This window comes from Salmonella sp. SJTUF15581 (genome assembly GCF_043356775.1).
GTDB lineage: Bacteria > Pseudomonadota > Gammaproteobacteria > Enterobacterales > Enterobacteriaceae > Salmonella > Salmonella enterica.
The window spans coordinates 588,610-605,639 of the sequence record NZ_JBEUJY010000002.1 but is presented as its reverse complement, the minus strand read 5'-3'; the positions used below and the strand labels follow the sequence as shown (position 1 = coordinate 605,639).

The 17,030-nt window shown below is 54.2% G+C and carries 15 protein-coding genes; 4 read left to right on the top strand and 11 right to left on the bottom strand.

The genetic code is table 11. The features are described from left to right. Positions 1 to 4,461 carry a glutamate synthase large subunit gene (gene gltB, locus ABVN36_RS06450; RefSeq protein ID WP_000965014.1) on the bottom strand — a complete coding sequence of 1,487 codons (4,461 nt, stop codon included), beginning with the start codon at positions 4,459 to 4,461 and terminating at the stop codon, positions 1 to 3. Positions 4,462 to 5,132: 671 nt separating this feature from the next. Here gltB and ABVN36_RS06445 point away from each other — a divergent pair. The 4 genes from ABVN36_RS06445 to mtgA all read left to right on the top strand — a co-directional run bounded on the left by ABVN36_RS06445 (position 5,133) and on the right by mtgA (position 10,097). Next, complete coding sequence (locus ABVN36_RS06445) at positions 5,133 to 6,062, top strand: TIGR01212 family radical SAM protein (protein WP_001176892.1); 930 nt, start codon at positions 5,133 to 5,135, stop codon at positions 6,060 to 6,062. A gap of 93 nt (positions 6,063 to 6,155) precedes the next feature. Beyond that, on the top strand, positions 6,156 to 8,492 hold the full coding sequence (gene arcB / locus ABVN36_RS06440; protein WP_000809811.1) for an aerobic respiration two-component sensor histidine kinase ArcB: 2,337 nt from the start codon (positions 6,156 to 6,158) through the stop codon (positions 8,490 to 8,492). A 226-nt stretch (positions 8,493 to 8,718) separates the two neighbouring features. Further along, positions 8,719 to 9,372: an isoprenoid biosynthesis glyoxalase ElbB gene (elbB, locus tag ABVN36_RS06435; protein ID WP_001748596.1), complete on the top strand. Its 654-nt coding sequence runs from the start codon at positions 8,719 to 8,721 to the stop codon at positions 9,370 to 9,372. Then, positions 9,369 to 10,097 (top strand): monofunctional biosynthetic peptidoglycan transglycosylase, encoded by a 729-nt coding sequence (mtgA, locus tag ABVN36_RS06430; RefSeq protein WP_000044651.1) that lies wholly within the window; start codon positions 9,369 to 9,371, stop codon positions 10,095 to 10,097. The genes elbB and mtgA overlap by 4 nt, the downstream gene beginning before the upstream one ends. A 74-nt stretch (positions 10,098 to 10,171) precedes the next feature. On the opposite strand, the gene yrbL is transcribed toward mtgA, so the two are convergent. From yrbL to kdsC, 10 genes are all read right to left on the bottom strand, one after another. Further along, the gene (gene yrbL / locus ABVN36_RS06425) at positions 10,172 to 10,804 is read right to left on the bottom strand and encodes a PhoP regulatory network protein YrbL (RefSeq protein ID WP_023138271.1); all 633 of its coding nucleotides are present in this window, start codon (positions 10,802 to 10,804) and stop codon (positions 10,172 to 10,174) included. 249 nt (positions 10,805 to 11,053) lie between these two features. Further along, positions 11,054 to 11,326, bottom strand: coding sequence for a PTS phosphocarrier protein NPr (npr, locus tag ABVN36_RS06420; protein ID WP_000216797.1), 273 nt, complete (start codon positions 11,324 to 11,326; stop codon positions 11,054 to 11,056). Next, positions 11,323 to 12,177, bottom strand: a complete 855-nt coding sequence (gene rapZ / locus ABVN36_RS06415) for an RNase adapter RapZ (protein ID WP_023138269.1) — start codon at positions 12,175 to 12,177, stop codon at positions 11,323 to 11,325. Before rapZ ends, npr begins: the two co-directional genes overlap by 4 nt. 45 nt (positions 12,178 to 12,222) lie before the next feature. Next, a complete protein-coding gene (gene ptsN, locus ABVN36_RS06410; RefSeq protein WP_000609332.1) occupies positions 12,223 to 12,714 on the bottom strand; it encodes a PTS IIA-like nitrogen regulatory protein PtsN in 492 nt (163 codons plus the stop codon). A 117-nt stretch (positions 12,715 to 12,831) separates the two neighbouring features. Continuing rightward, positions 12,832 to 13,119 carry a ribosome hibernation promoting factor gene (gene hpf, locus ABVN36_RS06405; protein ID WP_001176589.1) on the bottom strand — a complete coding sequence of 96 codons (288 nt, stop codon included), beginning with the start codon at positions 13,117 to 13,119 and terminating at the stop codon, positions 12,832 to 12,834. Positions 13,120 to 13,141: 22 nt separating this feature from the next. Then, the gene (rpoN, locus tag ABVN36_RS06400; RefSeq protein ID WP_000809020.1) at positions 13,142 to 14,575 is read right to left on the bottom strand and encodes an RNA polymerase factor sigma-54; all 1,434 of its coding nucleotides are present in this window, start codon (positions 14,573 to 14,575) and stop codon (positions 13,142 to 13,144) included. A gap of 47 nt (positions 14,576 to 14,622) precedes the next feature. Then, on the bottom strand, positions 14,623 to 15,348 hold the full coding sequence (lptB, locus tag ABVN36_RS06395) for an LPS export ABC transporter ATP-binding protein (protein ID WP_000224104.1): 726 nt from the start codon (positions 15,346 to 15,348) through the stop codon (positions 14,623 to 14,625). 6 nt (positions 15,349 to 15,354) lie between these two features. Further along, positions 15,355 to 15,909 (bottom strand): lipopolysaccharide ABC transporter substrate-binding protein LptA, encoded by a 555-nt coding sequence (gene lptA / locus ABVN36_RS06390; protein ID WP_000669770.1) that lies wholly within the window; start codon positions 15,907 to 15,909, stop codon positions 15,355 to 15,357. Beyond that, positions 15,878 to 16,453: an LPS export ABC transporter periplasmic protein LptC gene (gene lptC, locus ABVN36_RS06385; RefSeq protein ID WP_000047845.1), complete on the bottom strand. Its 576-nt coding sequence runs from the start codon at positions 16,451 to 16,453 to the stop codon at positions 15,878 to 15,880. Before lptC ends, lptA begins: the two co-directional genes overlap by 32 nt. Further along, the gene (gene kdsC, locus ABVN36_RS06380) at positions 16,450 to 17,016 is read right to left on the bottom strand and encodes a 3-deoxy-manno-octulosonate-8-phosphatase KdsC (protein ID WP_000030029.1); all 567 of its coding nucleotides are present in this window, start codon (positions 17,014 to 17,016) and stop codon (positions 16,450 to 16,452) included. The genes lptC and kdsC overlap by 4 nt, the downstream gene beginning before the upstream one ends. Positions 17,017 to 17,030: the final 14 nt, after the last annotated feature.

The following is a 17,030-nucleotide window of genomic DNA, read 5'->3' as shown; positions in this document are numbered from 1 at the left end:
TTACTGCGCCTGCACGCGCAATTCTGCCGCACTACGACTACGGTGGCCCAACAGGGCTTTGACATCGCTGGACTTGGGCTTCACTAACGCGAATTGGGTTGAGAAGCTTGACCACCTGGACAGGATCTCTTCGCCGCGTTGCGAACCAGTATGCTGCACGTGCTCGGTGATCAGGCCGCGCAGATGCTCTTCGTGGATAGCCAGCGAATCAACGTCCAGTACTTCTACCAGTTCCGGGTTCACGCGTTTACGGAATTCGCCATCTTCGTCCAGCACATAGGCGAAGCCGCCGGTCATCCCCGCGCCGAAGTTAACGCCGGTTTTACCCAACACGCAGACGATGCCGCCGGTCATGTATTCACAGCCGTTGTCGCCGATGCCCTCTACTACGGTAATCGCCCCGGAGTTACGCACGCCGAAACGTTCGCCCGCGCGGCCCGCCGCGTACAGACGGCCACCGGTGGCTCCATACAGGCAGGTGTTGCCGATAATGCTGGCTTTATGACTGAGGAAGGCGGAACCTACCGGCGGTCTGATGGCGATCAAACCGCCTGCCATACCTTTACCGACATAGTCGTTGGCATCGCCAGTCAGATATAACTCTACGCCGCCCGCGTTCCACACGCCAAAGCTCTGGCCTGCGGTACCGCTGAAGTGTGCTTTAATCGGATCGGAAGCCAGCCCCTGATCGCCGTGGGTCTGTGCGATGTAGCCGGAAAGCGACGCGCCGACGGAACGATCGGTGTTGCGGATGTCGAACCAGAAGGTTTTGCTCTGGCGCGCATCGACAAACGGCTTCGCCTGCTGCAACAGTTGCGCATTCAGCACACCGTTATCAAACGGCGGGTTATTCTCGGTGCAGTACAGCGCTTTACCCGGATGAGGTTCAGCGGTTTCCAGTAGACGAGACAGCGCCAGCTTCTGCTGTTTAGCGGTGAAGCCCTCCAGCTCTTTCAGCAGGTCGGTGCGGCCAATCAAATCCACCAGGCGGGTCACGCCAAGCGAAGCCATCAGCTCGCGCACTTCGCGGGCGATAAATTCAAAGTAGTTGGTCACTTTGAACGGCAGGCCGTGATAGTGGTTCTTACGAAGTTTTTCATCCTGCGTCGCCACGCCGGTTGCACAGTTGTTCAGATGGCAGATGCGCAGGTATTTACAGCCCAGCGCCACCATCGGACCGGTGCCGAAGCCGAAACTTTCTGCACCGAGAATCGCTGCTTTGATGATATCGACGCCGGTTTTCAGACCGCCGTCCACCTGCAGACGAATCTTGTGACGCAGACCGTTGGCGACCAGCGCCTGCTGGGTTTCAACAAGTCCGAGTTCCCACGGGCAGCCAGCGTATTTCACCGAAGAGAGCGGGCTGGCGCCGGTACCGCCGTCGTAACCGGCGATAGTGATCAGATCCGCATAGGCTTTCGCCACGCCGGTCGCGATGGTGCCGACTCCCGGTTCGGACACCAGCTTCACGGAGATCATCGCCTTCGGGTTGACCTGTTTGAGGTCGAAAATGAGCTGCGCTAAGTCCTCGATAGAGTAGATATCGTGGTGCGGCGGCGGGGAGATCAGCGTCACGCCCGGTACTGAATAGCGCAGTTTAGCGATATACGGAGTGACTTTATCCCCCGGCAACTGACCGCCTTCGCCCGGTTTCGCGCCCTGCGCGACTTTAATCTGAATCACATCGGCATTGACCAGGTACGCTGGCGTCACGCCAAAGCGGCCGGAAGCCACCTGCTTGATGCGCGACACTTTATTGGTGCCGTAGCGCGCCGGGTCTTCGCCGCCTTCGCCGGAGTTGGAGTTGCCGCCGAGGCTGTTCATCGCTTCCGCCAGCGCTTCGTGCGCTTCCGGACTTAATGCGCCAATAGACATGGCTGCGGTATCAAAGCGTTTAAACAGCTCACTGGCGGGCTCAACCTCGTCGATAGTCACCGCCTCGCCGTCTGGATGTATCGCCAGCAGATCGCGCAGCGTTGCCGCCGGACGCTCATTGACCAGTTTGGCGTATTCCTGATAATCGCTGTACTCGCCGCTCTGTACCGCCTGTTGCAGGGTACGCACGACATCCGGGTTATAGGCGTGATATTCGCCGCCGTGGACGTACTTCAGCAGGCCGCCCGGGCTAATGGGTTTGCGCGCCAGCCAGGCGCGTTTGGAGAGATTCAGCAGATCCTGCTGGAAGTCATCAAAGCTCGCGCCGCCGATACGGCTGACCACGCCCTGGAAGCACAGGTTTACCACATCATCGTGCAGTCCGACCGCTTCAAACAGTTTGGAGCAGCGGTAAGAGGCAATGGTCGAAATGCCCATTTTGGACATAATCTTGTACAGCCCCTTGTTGATGCCGTTGCGGTAGTTCTGCATCACGGTACGATAGTTTTTAGCGATGGCCTGGGTATCAATCAGACGCCCCAGCGTTTCGTAGGCCAGGTACGGATAGATGGCCGTTGCGCCAAAGCCGAGCAGTACCGCAAAGTGATGCGGATCGCGGGCGCTTCCGGTTTCTACGATGATGTTGGCGTCGCAGCGCAGGCTTTGATCGACCAGACGAGTCTGCACCGCGCCCACCGCCATCGGCGCGGGGACCGGCAGGCGATTCTTACCGATATTGCGATCCGAGAGGACCAGCAGCACGGTGCCGTTACGCACCATCTGTTCCGCTTTATCGCACAGCGCTTTAACCGTCGCGTCCAGTGTGGTTTCGGTGACATCAAAGGTAATATCAAGCCAGTCGGCGCGGTAGTGATGCTCGCTCATGGTGGTGAGCTGTTTGAAATCGGAGTACAGCAGAATTGGCGATTTAAAACTCAGGCGATGGGCCTGACCTTCCGCTTCGCAGAAGACGTTCATTTCGCGACCGATGCTGGTGGCGAGCGACATGACGTGCGCTTCACGCAGCGGGTCGATAGGCGGGTTAGTGACCTGCGCGAACTGTTGGCGGAAGTAGTCGTAAATAATACGCGGCTGGCTGGAGAGCACGGCAAAGGGGGTGTCGTCGCCCATTGAGCCGACGGCTTCCTGGCCATTTTCGCCCAACACGCGGATAACCGAGTCCAGCTCTTCGGCGCTGTAGTTAAACTGTTTCTGATAGCTGGCGAGCAGGTCATCGTCCAGTTCGCGGCTACCGACTTCTTCATCAGGCAGCTCTTCAAACGGCACCAGACGGCGAACATTCTTTTCCATCCACGCTTTATACGGATGGCGGCTTTTCAGATCGTCATCGGTTTCCGCGGAATGCAGAATACGTCCGCCGCGGGTGTCGATCACCATCAGCTCGCCTGGGCCGACGCGGCCTTTCTCGACCACTTCATCCGGCTGATAGTCCCAGATACCGACTTCGGAGGCGCAGGTGATCAGCTTGTCTTTGGTAATGACATAGCGTGCCGGGCGCAGGCCGTTACGGTCAAGGTTACAGGCGGCGAAGCGCCCGTCGGACATCACGATGCCTGCCGGTCCGTCCCACGGCTCCATATGCATGGAGTTAAAGTCAAAGAAGGCGCGCAGATCCTGGTCCATATCGGGGTTGTTCTGCCAGGCGGGCGGCACCAACAGGCGCATGGCGCGGATAATGTCCATCCCGCCTGCCAGTAGCAGTTCCAGCATGTTGTCCAGCGAGCTGGAATCCGAACCGGTTTCGTTAACAAACGGCGCAGCGGACTGTAAATCCGGGATCAGCGGCGTCTGGAATTTATAGGTACGGGCGCGCGCCCACTGGCGGTTGCCGGTGATGGTGTTAATCTCGCCGTTATGCGCCAGGTAGCGGAACGGCTGCGCCAGCGGCCAACGCGGCACGGTGTTAGTGGAAAAGCGCTGGTGGAACAGACAGATGGCCGATTCCAGACGCAGATCCGCAAGATCCAGGTAGAAGCGCGGCAGATCCGCCGGCATACACAGACCTTTATAAATGTTGACCAGGTTCGACAGGCTGCATACGTAGAAATCTTTGTCGTCCTGCAGGCGTTTTTCAATGCGTCGGCGGGCGATAAACAGACGGCGCTCCATATCACGCGGACGCCAGCCTGCCGGAGCGTTGACAAAAATCTGCTCAATACGCGGCAGAGAGGAGAGGGCGATCTCACCGAGCACGCCTTCATTGGTTGGCACATCGCGCCAGCCGACAATCGACAGGGTTTCCTGCTGTAATTCTTCTTCGACAATATGGCGTGACGCGGCGGCCAGTTCAGGATCTTTATTCAAAAAGATCATCCCGACGGCGTAGTTTTTGGCTAAGCGCCAGCCGCGCTCTTCGGCCACGATGCGAAAGAAACGGTCAGGTTTTTGTAACAGCAAGCCGCAACCGTCGCCGGTTTTACCGTCGGCAAGGATCGCGCCACGGTGCTGCATCCGGGCCAGCGCGTGTATGGCGGTACGCACTACCTTGTGGCTAGGTTCGCCTTCTATGTGGGCGATCAGGCCGAAACCACAGTTATCCTTCTCAAGGGATTTATCGTACAACATATCAGTGAACCTCCCCAGGCTCTACGGGACGCTCTCCCAACCGACGGCGCGCGGGCACAGCAAGAGCATGGCGACGGGGCTGGCGCATCATACGCTTACCTCGCATTCGCCCTCTTTGTGTCCTTTGCGCATTGGTAAATACGGTTAAGAGGGAATCTCAATTACTGCATAAATATGATGAGCAGACGGCTCATCCAGAAAGCTTCCAGCGGATCCCCAACTTATCGGGAATCCACACCCAGGTCAAATGGCAAACTGATTTATGCAAAAGTGTGCTGTAGCACAGATAACTTTTTGAATCTGTTGAAATTAAAAGGTTTTTTATAGAAGGGCTGCTAATACGGAGCGGCAGAAAGCCTGTGATCTGTCTCACTATAAGAGCCGCTCGCCAGGCATTATCTGACCTTGCTTTTTCAAAAATCTTGGCATTTTATGCTGTTTTAAGCGTGAGCAGTATTGAATGCTACTGTTTTTATCGATGACCCAGCAAACGCTGAAAAAAGAGGGGAATATCAGGAAAAATCATCAGCGGGATTATGAATGAAATATCGTTTATTTTGCTTGATTATGCAATGGATAAAAGCCTTCCGGGACGATTGATCCAGGTCATCGCCAAAGGAGACTAAAAATGGCAGGCTTTGGCCTCTTTTTAAGAGGCGGTCTATCAGATTATGCAGTTACAGAAATTAGTCAATATGTTTGGTGGGGATCTTTTACGTCGGTATGGGCAAAAGGTTCATAAGCTGACGCTTCATGGCGGTTTTAGCTGCCCTAATCGCGACGGCACCATCGGGCGTGGCGGTTGCACCTTCTGTAATGTCGCCTCTTTTGCCGATGAGGCGCAGCAGCATCATTCGATTGCCGAGCAGCTTGCGCATCAGGCGCATCTGGTGAACCGCGCTAAACGCTATTTGGCCTATTTCCAGGCCTACACCAGCACCTTTGCGGAAGTGCAGGTGCTGCGTTCCATGTATCAACAGGCGGTCAGCCAGGCCAGTATCGTCGGGTTATGCGTCGGTACGCGTCCGGATTGCGTCCCGCAGTCAGTAGTAGATTTACTGTGTGAATATAAAGATCAAGGCTACGAGGTGTGGCTGGAACTGGGATTGCAAACCGCGCACGATAAAACCCTGCGCCGAATTAACCGCGGGCATGACTTCGCCTGCTATCAGCGTACCACCCGGATTGCCCGGGAGCGCGGGCTGAAAGTGTGCGCGCATCTGATTGTGGGGCTGCCGGGCGAAGGGCAGGCAGAATGCCTGCAAACCATGGAGCGTGTGGTGGAGACGGGCGTTGACGGTATTAAACTGCATCCGCTGCATATTGTGAAAGGCAGTACGATGGCCAAAGCCTGGGAAGCGGGGCGGCTGAACGGCATCGAACTGGACGACTACACGCTAACGGCAGGTGAGATGATTCGTCATACGCCGCCGGAGGTAATTTATCACCGAATTTCAGCCAGCGCTCGCCGTCCGACGCTGCTTGCCCCGCTGTGGTGCGAGAATCGCTGGACGGGGATGGTTGAGCTGGACAAATACCTGAATGAGCATGGCGTACAGGGCTCTGCGCTGGCCCGTCCCTGGATACCACCTGTAGCGTAGCGTGATGAGGGGCGCTACGCATATTTCGCACAATATTCAACGCGGTTCCCATAATTGGGTATTATGTGCGAAGTTGTGGTGAAGGAATCCTCTATGAAGCAAATTCGTATGCTGGCGCAATACTATGTCGACCTGATGATGAAATTGGGTCTGGTGCGCTTTTCCATGCTCCTGGCGTTGGCATTGGTGGTGCTGGCGATTGTCGTGCAGATGGCGGTGACCATGGTACTGCATGGTCAGGTTGAAAGTATCGACGTTATTCGTTCCATCTTTTTTGGCCTGTTAATTACGCCCTGGGCGGTCTATTTCTTATCCGTTGTTGTTGAACAACTGGAAGAGTCAAGGCAGCGACTGTCGCGTCTGGTGCAAAAGCTGGAGGAGATGCGCGAGCGCGATCTCAAGCTTAACGTACAGTTGAAGGACAATATTGCCCAGCTTAATCAGGAAATTGCCGATCGCGAAAAAGCGGAAGCGGAGCTGCAAGAGACATTTGAACAGCTAAAAGTAGAAATTAAAGAGCGTGAAGAGGCGCAAATCCAGCTAGAACAGCAATCCTCTTTTCTGCGCTCCTTTCTGGACGCCTCGCCGGATTTGGTTTTTTATCGTAATGAGGATAAAGAATTTTCCGGCTGTAACCGCGCAATGGAATTGCTAACCGGCAAGAGCGAAAAACAGCTGGTGCATTTGAAGCCGGAAGATGTGTACTCTCCCGAAGCGGCGGAGAAAGTCATTGAAACCGATGAAAAAGTATTCCGCCATAACGTCTCCCTGACCTACGAACAGTGGCTGGATTATCCGGACGGACGAAAGGCCTGCTTTGAAATTCGTAAAGTGCCTTATTACGACCGTGTCGGTAAACGTCATGGCCTGATGGGATTTGGTCGTGATATTACCGAACGTAAGCGTTATCAGGACGCGCTGGAGCGCGCCAGCCGCGACAAGACCACGTTTATCTCTACCATCAGTCATGAGCTGCGCACCCCGCTTAACGGCATCGTCGGTTTAAGCCGCATCCTGCTGGATACCGATCTCACCGCCGAACAGGAAAAATACCTTAAGACAATCCATGTCTCCGCCGTGACGTTAGGCAATATTTTCAATGATATCATTGATATGGATAAGATGGAGCGGCGTAAGGTTCAGCTTGATAACCAACCCATTGATTTCACCAGCTTTATGGCCGATCTGGAAAACCTTTCCGGTTTGCAGGCGCAGCAAAAAGGGCTACGTTTTGTGCTTGAGCCGACGCTGCCGCTGCCGCACAAAGTCATTACCGACGGAACGCGTCTGCGCCAGATTTTATGGAATTTGATCAGCAATGCGGTGAAATTTACTCAGCAGGGCCAGGTGACGGTGCGGGCGCGCTATGATGAAGGCGACATGCTGCACTTTGAAGTGGAAGATTCCGGGATCGGCATTCCGCAGGATGAGCAGGATAAAATTTTCGCCATGTATTATCAGGTGAAAGACAGTCATGGCGGTAAACCGGCGACGGGTACCGGTATCGGGCTGGCGGTCTCCCGTCGGCTGGCGAAAAATATGGGCGGCGATATTACCGTTTCCAGTCTGCCGGGCAAAGGATCGACCTTTACGCTAACGGTTCATGCGCCAGCGGTGGCGGAAGAGGTGGAGGACGCCTTTGATGAAGACGACATGCCGCTGCCGGCGCTGCATGTTCTGCTGGTCGAAGATATTGAACTGAACGTGATCGTAGCGCGTTCGGTACTGGAAAAACTGGGTAACAGCGTGGATGTCGCGATGACCGGCAAGGCGGCGCTGGAGATGTTCGCGCCAGGCGAATATGACCTGGTCTTACTGGATATTCAGCTACCGGATATGACGGGTCTGGATATTGCCAGAGAACTGACCCGTCGCCACACGCGGGAAGATTTACCGCCGCTGGTAGCGCTTACGGCTAACGTTCTGAAAGATAAAAAAGAGTATCTGGACGCTGGTATGGACGATGTGCTGAGTAAGCCGCTGTCGGTGCCAGCCTTAACCGCGATGATTAAAAAATTCTGGGATGCCACCGATAAAGAGGAGAGTACCGTGACGCCTGAAGAGAGCGATAAAGCGCAAGCGCTGCTGGATATCCCGATGCTGGAACAGTACATCGAGTTGGTTGGGCCTAAATTGATCACCGACGGTCTCGCGGTGTTTGAAAAAATGATGCCTGGCTATTTAAGCGTGCTGGAGTCCAATCTGACGGCGCGTGACAAAAAAGGCGTTGTTGAGGAAGGGCATAAGATTAAAGGCGCCGCCGGTTCGGTAGGGCTGCGTCATCTGCAACAACTTGGCCAGCAAATCCAGTCGCCGGATCTTCCCGCCTGGGAAGATAATGTCGCGGAATGGATTGAAGAGATGAAGCAGGAGTGGCAGCACGATGTCGCGGTGCTGAAAGCCTGGGTGGCAAACGCGGAAAAAAAATGACCCCGGTTTGACCGGGGTGCGCGAATACTGCGCCAACACCAGGGAAATCGTGGCTGCGCCGTGCTTATTATGATGATGTCAAAGGCGCAGTCCTGTTTTCAGGCCGCACGCAGTTAAGATAGCAAATCCTAAATGATTTGTTACATGAATCATTTAAATGTGTGAAGCGTAGCATTTTAATCAAAATTATTAATGGGCTTGAGTCGGTTGCAGGAGGATGTTCACCATGAAAAAAATTGGCGTAGTGCTCAGCGGATGCGGCGTCTATGACGGCGCCGAAATTCATGAGGCCGTTCTGACGCTGTTGGCCATTGCCCGCAGCGGCGCGCAGGCTATCTGCTTCGCGCCGGATAAACCACAAGCGGATGTTATTAATCACCTGACCGGCGAAGCGATGGCGGAAACGCGTAACGTCCTGATTGAGGCGGCGCGTATTACGCGGGGCGATATTCGTCCTCTGTCCCAGGCTCAGCCAGAGGAACTGGATGCGCTCATTGTGCCTGGCGGTTTCGGCGCGGCGAAGAACCTGAGTAATTTCGCCAGCCAGGGGAGCGAATGCCGGGTGGATAGCGATGTCGTCGCGCTGGCGAAGGCCATGCACCAGTCCGGCAAGCCGCTGGGATTCATCTGTATCGCGCCCGCAATGTTGCCGAAAATCTTTGACTTCCCGCTACGTCTGACAATAGGGACGGATATTGATACCGCTGAAGTACTTGAAGAGATGGGTGCCGAACACGTACCTTGCCCGGTTGATGATATCGTTGTGGACGAGGATAACAAGGTCGTGACCACCCCTGCCTATATGCTGGCGCAGGATATCGCCCAGGCGGCAAGCGGCATTGATAAATTAGTGTCGCGCGTGCTGGTTCTGGCGGAATGAGCAAACGACGCATCGCGCCGTTAACGTTTTTGCGCCGTTTACTTTTACGTATCCTTGCTGCGCTCGCCGTCTTTTGGGGCGGCGGCATTGCGCTGTTTAGCGTGGTTCCGGTGCCTTTTTCGGCGGTGATGGCGGAACGGCAGATTAGCGCCTGGCTCGGCGGAGAGTTCGGTTATGTGGCGCATTCTGACTGGGTCAGTATGGCGGATATCTCGCCGTGGATGGGGCTGGCGGTAATTGCGGCGGAAGACCAGAAGTTCCCTGAGCACTGGGGCTTTGATGTTCCGGCGATTGAAAAAGCGCTGGCGCATAATGAGCGGAATGAGAGCCGTATTCGCGGCGCCTCTACGCTTTCGCAGCAAACGGCGAAAAATCTCTTTTTATGGGATGGACGCAGTTGGGTGCGCAAAGGTCTGGAGGCCGGGCTAACGCTGGGCATTGAAACTGTCTGGAGCAAAAAGCGCATTCTCACGGTTTATCTGAATATCGCGGAGTTTGGCGATGGTATTTTTGGCGTGGAGGCTGCGGCACAACGGTATTTTCATAAACCCGCCAGCCGCTTAAATATGTCCGAAGCCGCGTTACTGGCGGCGGTATTGCCAAATCCGTTACGCTATAAGGCGAATGCGCCTTCCGGCTATGTGCGTAGCCGGCAGGCGTGGATTATGCGCCAGATGCGCCAACTGGGCGGGGAATCTTTTATGACGCGCAACCAGCTTAATTAATTTTGCCGATTGGCGGCGCGAACGCCTTATCAGGCCTGCGATCTGTGTCGTCCAGGCCTGATAAGCACAGGTCATTAAGCTTCGTGAGAAGTAAGCGCCAGCCGTTTCTTGTCTTTTGGCTGCGCGTCCCTCTCCAGGGCAACGGTCAGCGCAGGCTGGGCGATAAACCGCTGCCACACTCTCTCCAGTTTGCGTTCACAGCACCATGTTGACCAGGTCGCCAGCGGGATAAAGGTACTTTCCCCCAGATTGTCGCAAACCACCGGAACCACTTCTGACTCGCTGATACGCTGGCACAGGATGTTTTGCGGCTTCAGCGACATCGTCACAATATGGTTATCCAGCAGGTAACGTTTCAGTTTTTTCAGTAGCCGCCGCAGGACATCGACATCCTCTTCATAACGACATTGCGCGGCGAACTCGGTCAGGGTAATAGAGGGCGCGCCGTTGAAATCGGTAATCATGTCGTAGACATAGCCGGTGCCGCAATCGGTTTCTACCGTGCCGTAATAACGGGGGATAGCGCTCCAGTCCGTCAGGTAGCGGGACAGATGCGCATAGTAGCTCAGTTCACGCCGAATCTCTTTATCACCGCCGTGGTCACGGTTGTAAATGACTTTTATGCAACGCCGGGCATTATCCGGATGCGTATAGCATTTACGATGTCGACCGGCGCCCAGCGGAGTCTGTTTCGATAAGAGGATCATGGCAAGTCCTGGAAAAATTTATTCACATAAATTTAGTATGGACAAAGAACTTAAACAAAACCTAAACGAAATTTTTTAAGGTTTTCTTAATGTTTTTATGCATAGGTAAAGCGCACGAAATGTACAAATCTTACGAAAGGGTGGGGCTGCGGGACAAGTGGCAGGCAGGCGTAACACGCCCGGTTTTGGGGGGGACTGTCATCAAATACCGGGACGGCGTTGGGGGAAATAAGGTATAGAGGGGGAGGTTTAGTCTTCGTCAAAGCCGGAATTGAACAGCGCGATAACCGCCGCCAGCGCTTCAACTTCTTGCGGGCCGGTGGCTTCAATTTCGATCTGACGCCCTTTGGCGGAGTCGAGCATTAACAGAGCGATGACGCTGTTCGCTTCCGCTTCGGTGCCTTCGTCATTGCGTAATAGCACCTCGGCGTCAAAACCCTGCATCAGTTCGAAAAGCTTCATGGCAGGCCGGGCATGCATGCCCAGCTTATTGGTGACTTCAACAGTTTGCTTTACGGTCATGTTTTGCGTTTTTCCAGCGTGCGATGGCGAGACTGGACATTTTTACCGCGCGAGCGGAAGTAGTCTGCCAGCTGTTCTGCAATATACACCGAACGGTGTTTCCCGCCGGTACAACCGATAGCGACGGTAAGGTAGCTGCGGTTGTTGGTCTCCAGCATCGGTAACCATAGCTCAAGATAGCTGCGAGTCTGATAGATAAAATTGTGAACTTCTGTGTGTCGGTCAAGAAACGCGGCTACCGGCTTATCAAGCCCGGTCATGGGGCGCAGTTTTGGATCCCAGTGCGGGTTGGGCAGAAAGCGGACATCAAACACATAGTCCGCATCAATCGGGATACCATGTTTAAAGCCGAAGGACTCAAATACTATCGTCAGTTCACGCTCGCGTTTGCCCAACAGCCGGGTACGCAGCATCTCCGCCAGCTCATGGACGGACATTTCTGAAGTGTCGACGATCAGATCCGCACGTGAGCGTAACGGCTCCAGCAAGTCACTCTCTTTATCGATCGCACTCTCTAAAGAAAGATTTTTGCTGGAAAGCGGATGCAAACGGCGCGTGTCGCTGTAGCGGCGAATCAAGGTATTGCGGTCGGCGTCAAGAAACAGCAATTGCGGCGAGAAAGCGCCAGGCAGATTATTCATCGCCTGTTCAAAAATCTCAGGTGATTCAGGCATATTGCGCACATCAATGCTGACGGCGGCGGAAATCTGGCGATCGGCCAGCGTTCGCGCCAGATCGGGCAACAGCACGACGGGGAGGTTATCCACGCAGTAAAATCCCATATCTTCCAGCGCGCGCAGAGCGACAGATTTACCTGATCCGGAACGCCCGCTGACGATCATCAGTACCATGTACCGTTTCTCCTCACAACGACAGAAATAAATGCCATTGAGTTGTTATGCCTCATTCTGCTCACCTTCGGTGTCAGTAATGATTTGATACAGCTCTTCATCATTCAGCGCCGCGCGCAGGCGGCGGCAGATCGTTTTATCCGCCAGACGTTTCGCCACCAGCGACAGCGTGTGCAGATGCGTTTTAGTTTGATCGGCGGGCACCAGCAGGGCGAAGAGGAGATCGACCGGCTGGTTATCGATGGCGTCGAACGCGATTGGCGTTTCGAGCTGAACGAACACGCCGACGGCGCGTAAGGTATCTTCTTCCAGTTTCCCGTGCGGGATGGCGATACCATTACCAATACCGGTACTGCCCATTTTTTCGCGTGTCAGAATGGCTTCAAACACGACCTGAGGAGGTAAACTGAGCTGTTTTGCCGCCAGTTCGCTGATGATTTCCAGCGCGCGTTTCTTACTCTGACAATGAACGCCGCTACGCGTACACTCCTGGTTAAGTACACTGCTCAGTTGTAGAGTCGTATCGTTATTTATCATAATTTCACCTAAGAACCTGTCCTGTCAGGTTGATGGCCAGGTTCGGAGCGCTAACTGTACAAATGGCCCGTTGTGTCACACAACAGGCCGTCCTGCACTGGCTAACTGCCCGGACAATTAGTGTTGTTTCAGTTTATCTTTATGCCTGGTTAACTGCCTTGCCAGTTTATCAATCAAGCCGTCAATGGCGGCATACATATCCTGGCCTTCCGCGCTGGCGTGAATTTCGCCGCCGTTAACGTGTAGCGTCGCATCCGAGATATGCGTGACCTTCTCCACTTTCAACACCACGTATACCTGATTAATCCGCTCAAAATACTGTTCAAGTTTGGCGAATTTTGTCGTCACAAATTCACGCAGGGCTTCAGTAATTTCGACATTATGTCCGGTGATATTGAGCTGCATAGTGTCTTCCTTATCGGTTGGGTCAAACCAGCTGTTTGCGTTGGTTTGACGGCGGAATGGATAAAGACTCTCGGTACTTCGCAACAGTGCGGCGCGCCACCATGATACCTTGTTCTGACAGCAGAGAGGTTAACTTGCTGTCGCTCAGTGGTTTCGCGGGGTTTTCCGCCGCAATTAACTTCTTCACCAGCGCGCGAATCGCGGTGGAAGAGGCTTCGCCTCCGCCTTCGGTATTGACGTGGCTGGAAAAGAAATATTTGAGTTCAAAAATACCGCGCGGGCTGTGCAGATACTTCTGCGTGGTCACGCGGGATATGGTGGATTCGTGCATCTCGACGGCCTGGGCGATATCCGCCAGTACCATCGGTTTCATATATTCTTCGCCCTGTTCAAAAAAGGCTTGCTGTTGCTCGACGATGCAGCGACTGACGCGCAGCAGCGTGTCGTTACGGCTTTCAAGGCTTTTTATCAGCCATTTCGCATCCTGTAAATTACTGCGGATGAACTGGCTGTCGGCATCGTTGCGCGCGCTATTGCACATGGCGGCATAGTGCTGGTTAATCTGTAAACGGGGAATACTGTCGCTATTAAGCTCCACCGTCCAGCGACCGTTATGCTTGCGTACCAGCACATCCGGGATAACGTACTCCGGCTCGCCGGTCTGGATCGATTGACCGGGTCTGGGATCGAGCGACTGAATCAGGTTTACCGCCTCTTTCAGCACCTCTTCTTTCAGTCGGGTAACGCGCATCAACGTGCGGAAATCGTGGTTGGCTAGCAGATCAAGGTGATCGCAGATAATAAGCCGCGCCTCTTCCAGCCACGGCGTGGATTTGTCGAATTGTGAAAGCTGGATCAGCAGACAGTCGCGAAGATCTTTTGCCGCGACGCCTACCGGATCAAAACGCTGAATGCGCTTCAGAACGGCTTCAACCTCATCGAGATCCACCTCTACATCGCCCATGCTTTCGCGAATTTCGTCCAGTGATACGGTGAGATAACCGGTATCATCTACCGCATCGACAATGGATGTCGCAATAGCGCGATCGGTATCCGAGAAGGGCGTTAGCTCAACCTGCCACATCAGATAATCCTGCAACGACTGCGTCGTTTCGCCCTGATAGACGGGCAGCTCATCGTCGATATAATCGCCGCTGGGGCCGGACGGCGTCCCGGCGGTGTAAATTTCATCCCAACTGGCGTCAAGCGGCAGCTCTTCCGGCATCTCTTTTTGTTCGAGCGCGTCGGCGGTATCGAGAGGATCGTTATCCTGAGGTTGCTGAGTGTCGATTTCGTCATGAAGATCGGTTTGCTCAAGCAGCGGGTTATTTTCCAGCGCTTGCTGGAGTTCCTGCTGAAGTTCCAGCGTAGACAACTGCAACAGACGGATGGCCTGTTGTAGCTGAGGCGTCATCGCCAGTTGTTGGCTAAGCCTGAGTTGCAAACCTTGCTTCATATTCAGAGTCGTTTTCTCCCGCTAGAGCAGCATAGCCCTCTACCCTATCAGAGTCTGAAGTCTTCCCCAAGATATACACGCTTAACGTGTTCGTCTTGCAGGATTTCTGTCGGCGTACCGTGGGCAATAAGGTGGCCCTGGCTCACGATATAGGCGCGTTCACAGACTGCCAGCGTCTCACGGACGTTATGGTCGGTGATCAGCACGCCGAGCCCGCTATCGCGCAGATGCTCAATAATGCGTTTGATGTCGATAACGGAAATCGGGTCAACGCCGGCAAAGGGTTCATCCAGCAGGATAAATTTGGGATTAGCGGCCAACGCGCGGGCTATTTCTACACGACGGCGTTCACCACCGGACAGCGCCTGTCCCATGCTGTCGCGCAGATGCTCGATATGAAACTCTTCCATCAGCTCGTTGGCGCGGTCTTCTCGCTGTTCTGCGGTCAAATCGTCACGAATTTGCAGTACCGCCATCAGGTTATCAAATACGCTGAGACGGCGGAAAATAGAGGCTTCCTGCGGCAAATAGCCGATACCGCGGCGCGCGCGCGCGTGCAGCGGCAGCAGACTGATATCTTCATCATCGATGATGATATTGCCCGCGTCACGCGGCACGATACCGACGACCATATAAAAGGTGGTGGTTTTACCCGCGCCGTTTGGACCGAGCAGCCCGACAATCTCCCCGGAGTTAACGGTCAGACTGACATCTTCCACTACGCGACGGCCTTTATAGGCCTTCGCCAGATTCTTTGCAGTTAATGTTGCCATAACGAATTAGTTACTCTTCTTTTGCGCCGGAGTCTGGCCTTTGTTTTTGTCTTGCAATTGCGACGGCACCAGAACGGTGGTGACGCGTTTGCCTTTCTCGCTGAAGGCCTGCATTTTCTGCTCTTTCACCAGGTAGGTGATTTTGTCGCCGGTAATGTTGCTGTCAAGCTGCTCCAGATAAGCGTTGCCGGTCAGCACCACAAAATCTTTCGCCAGCTCGTAATGCATATGGGAAGCGTGGCCTTTCACCGGCTTACCGTTGTCCTGCATCTGGTAGAAGGTGGCCGGATTGCCGTAACCGTCGATCACCTCTTTCCCCTGTTCGCCGCCAGGGCGGGTAACCACGACTTTATCGGCGTTGATCTTAATCGTGCCCTGGGTCATCACCACGTTGCCCGTAAAGGTCACGACGTTGCCTTGCATATCCAGCGACTGTTGATCCGAGTCAATATGAATAGGCTGTTCGGTATCGCCCGTGACGGCGAAAGCCGGAATGCTGGCGGCCAGCAGCGAGCCGGCAAGCATAAGATTAAGGCTGAGTTTGTTTGTTTTGAATTTCATAAGAGGTTCTAACCTTTTCAATCAGCTCGGCGTTCTTGCTGCGTAAGTTACCGCGCATTTTCAGTCCGCTGGAGTTAAATGTTGTGCCGTATAACGTCACCAGATCGTTCGAGGTAACATCCTGCGTCACCAGATTAATCTGCGCGTTATCGGTGGTAATTCTGCGTAATTGAGCGTCAGGCACCAGGGCGTTGACTTCAACATGGCCATACAGATAGAGCATCCGATCGTTAGTCAATTTGGCTTTATCGGCCTTGATCGACCATGTCGGCACTTTATCCTTATCAAAGGTGGTTAATACCGGTTGCGTAAACCATGAGACCGCCTGATCGGAAAAATATTCAACGTGCTGCGCGATCAGACGATAGCTCAACGCGCCTTCCGGACTGTACACGACGGTATCCGTATGCTCGCTTTTATACGTGGGATCGTTGCTGTTGACCATCACGGCAGCAGGATCGTCTTTATCCGCCAGATTGATACCAATCAGTACCAGAATGGCCAGCGACAGTAGAATGATAACCCAACGTCTGGTTTTACTCATATCGATTGCCCTTTGGCCTCATCCAGCTTGCCCTGCGCCAGCAGCAGCAAATCGCACACCTCACGTACCGCGCCGCGCCCGCCGGCAATGTGCGTCACATAGTCAGCGCGGGGGATCAGCAGCGGATGCGCATCCGCAACGGCAACGCTTAACCCCACTTTTTCCATCACTGGCCAGTCAATCAGATCATCGCCGACATAGGCAACATTTTCCGGCGCAATGGCCAGTTTTTCCAGCAGATCGCTAAAGGCGATCAGCTTATTCGACTGTCCCTGATAAAGATGGACAATCCCCAGCGTGGCGCAGCGATCTTCTACAAGTTTAGCCTTTCGTCCGGTAATAATGGCAACCTCGATATTGGAGGTCAAAGCACAGCGAATACCGTAGCCGTCACGAACGTTGAAAGCCTTCAGCTCTTCGCCGTTATTGCCCATATAAATCAGGCCGTCAGACAATACGCCATCCACGTCCAGGATGAGCAGGCGGATATTCTCCGCTTTGGTCATGACATGGGTGCTGACGGGGCCATAACAGGTCGCAAGCGACGCACCTGCTTTACTCATCGTTAATTATCCTT

What these genes read in the sequence shown, in the direction of transcription:
- gltB (WP_000965014.1), bottom strand. Translation starts at nt 4,461, where the DNA reads ATGTTGTACGATAAATCCCTTGAGAAGGATAACTGTGGTTTCGGCCTG.
- ABVN36_RS06445 (WP_001176892.1), top strand. Translation starts at nt 5,133, where the DNA reads ATGCAGTTACAGAAATTAGTCAATATGTTTGGTGGGGATCTTTTACGT.
- arcB (WP_000809811.1), top strand. Translation starts at nt 6,156, where the DNA reads ATGAAGCAAATTCGTATGCTGGCGCAATACTATGTCGACCTGATGATG.
- elbB (WP_001748596.1), top strand. Translation starts at nt 8,719, where the DNA reads ATGAAAAAAATTGGCGTAGTGCTCAGCGGATGCGGCGTCTATGACGGC.
- mtgA (WP_000044651.1), top strand. Translation starts at nt 9,369, where the DNA reads ATGAGCAAACGACGCATCGCGCCGTTAACGTTTTTGCGCCGTTTACTT.
- yrbL (WP_023138271.1), bottom strand. Translation starts at nt 10,804, where the DNA reads ATGATCCTCTTATCGAAACAGACTCCGCTGGGCGCCGGTCGACATCGT.
- npr (WP_000216797.1), bottom strand. Translation starts at nt 11,326, where the DNA reads ATGACCGTAAAGCAAACTGTTGAAGTCACCAATAAGCTGGGCATGCAT.
- rapZ (WP_023138269.1), bottom strand. Translation starts at nt 12,177, where the DNA reads ATGGTACTGATGATCGTCAGCGGGCGTTCCGGATCAGGTAAATCTGTC.
- ptsN (WP_000609332.1), bottom strand. Translation starts at nt 12,714, where the DNA reads ATGATAAATAACGATACGACTCTACAACTGAGCAGTGTACTTAACCAG.
- hpf (WP_001176589.1), bottom strand. Translation starts at nt 13,119, where the DNA reads ATGCAGCTCAATATCACCGGACATAATGTCGAAATTACTGAAGCCCTG.
- rpoN (WP_000809020.1), bottom strand. Translation starts at nt 14,575, where the DNA reads ATGAAGCAAGGTTTGCAACTCAGGCTTAGCCAACAACTGGCGATGACG.
- lptB (WP_000224104.1), bottom strand. Translation starts at nt 15,348, where the DNA reads ATGGCAACATTAACTGCAAAGAATCTGGCGAAGGCCTATAAAGGCCGT.
- lptA (WP_000669770.1), bottom strand. Translation starts at nt 15,909, where the DNA reads ATGAAATTCAAAACAAACAAACTCAGCCTTAATCTTATGCTTGCCGGC.
- lptC (WP_000047845.1), bottom strand. Translation starts at nt 16,453, where the DNA reads ATGAGTAAAACCAGACGTTGGGTTATCATTCTACTGTCGCTGGCCATT.
- kdsC (WP_000030029.1), bottom strand. Translation starts at nt 17,016, where the DNA reads ATGAGTAAAGCAGGTGCGTCGCTTGCGACCTGTTATGGCCCCGTCAGC.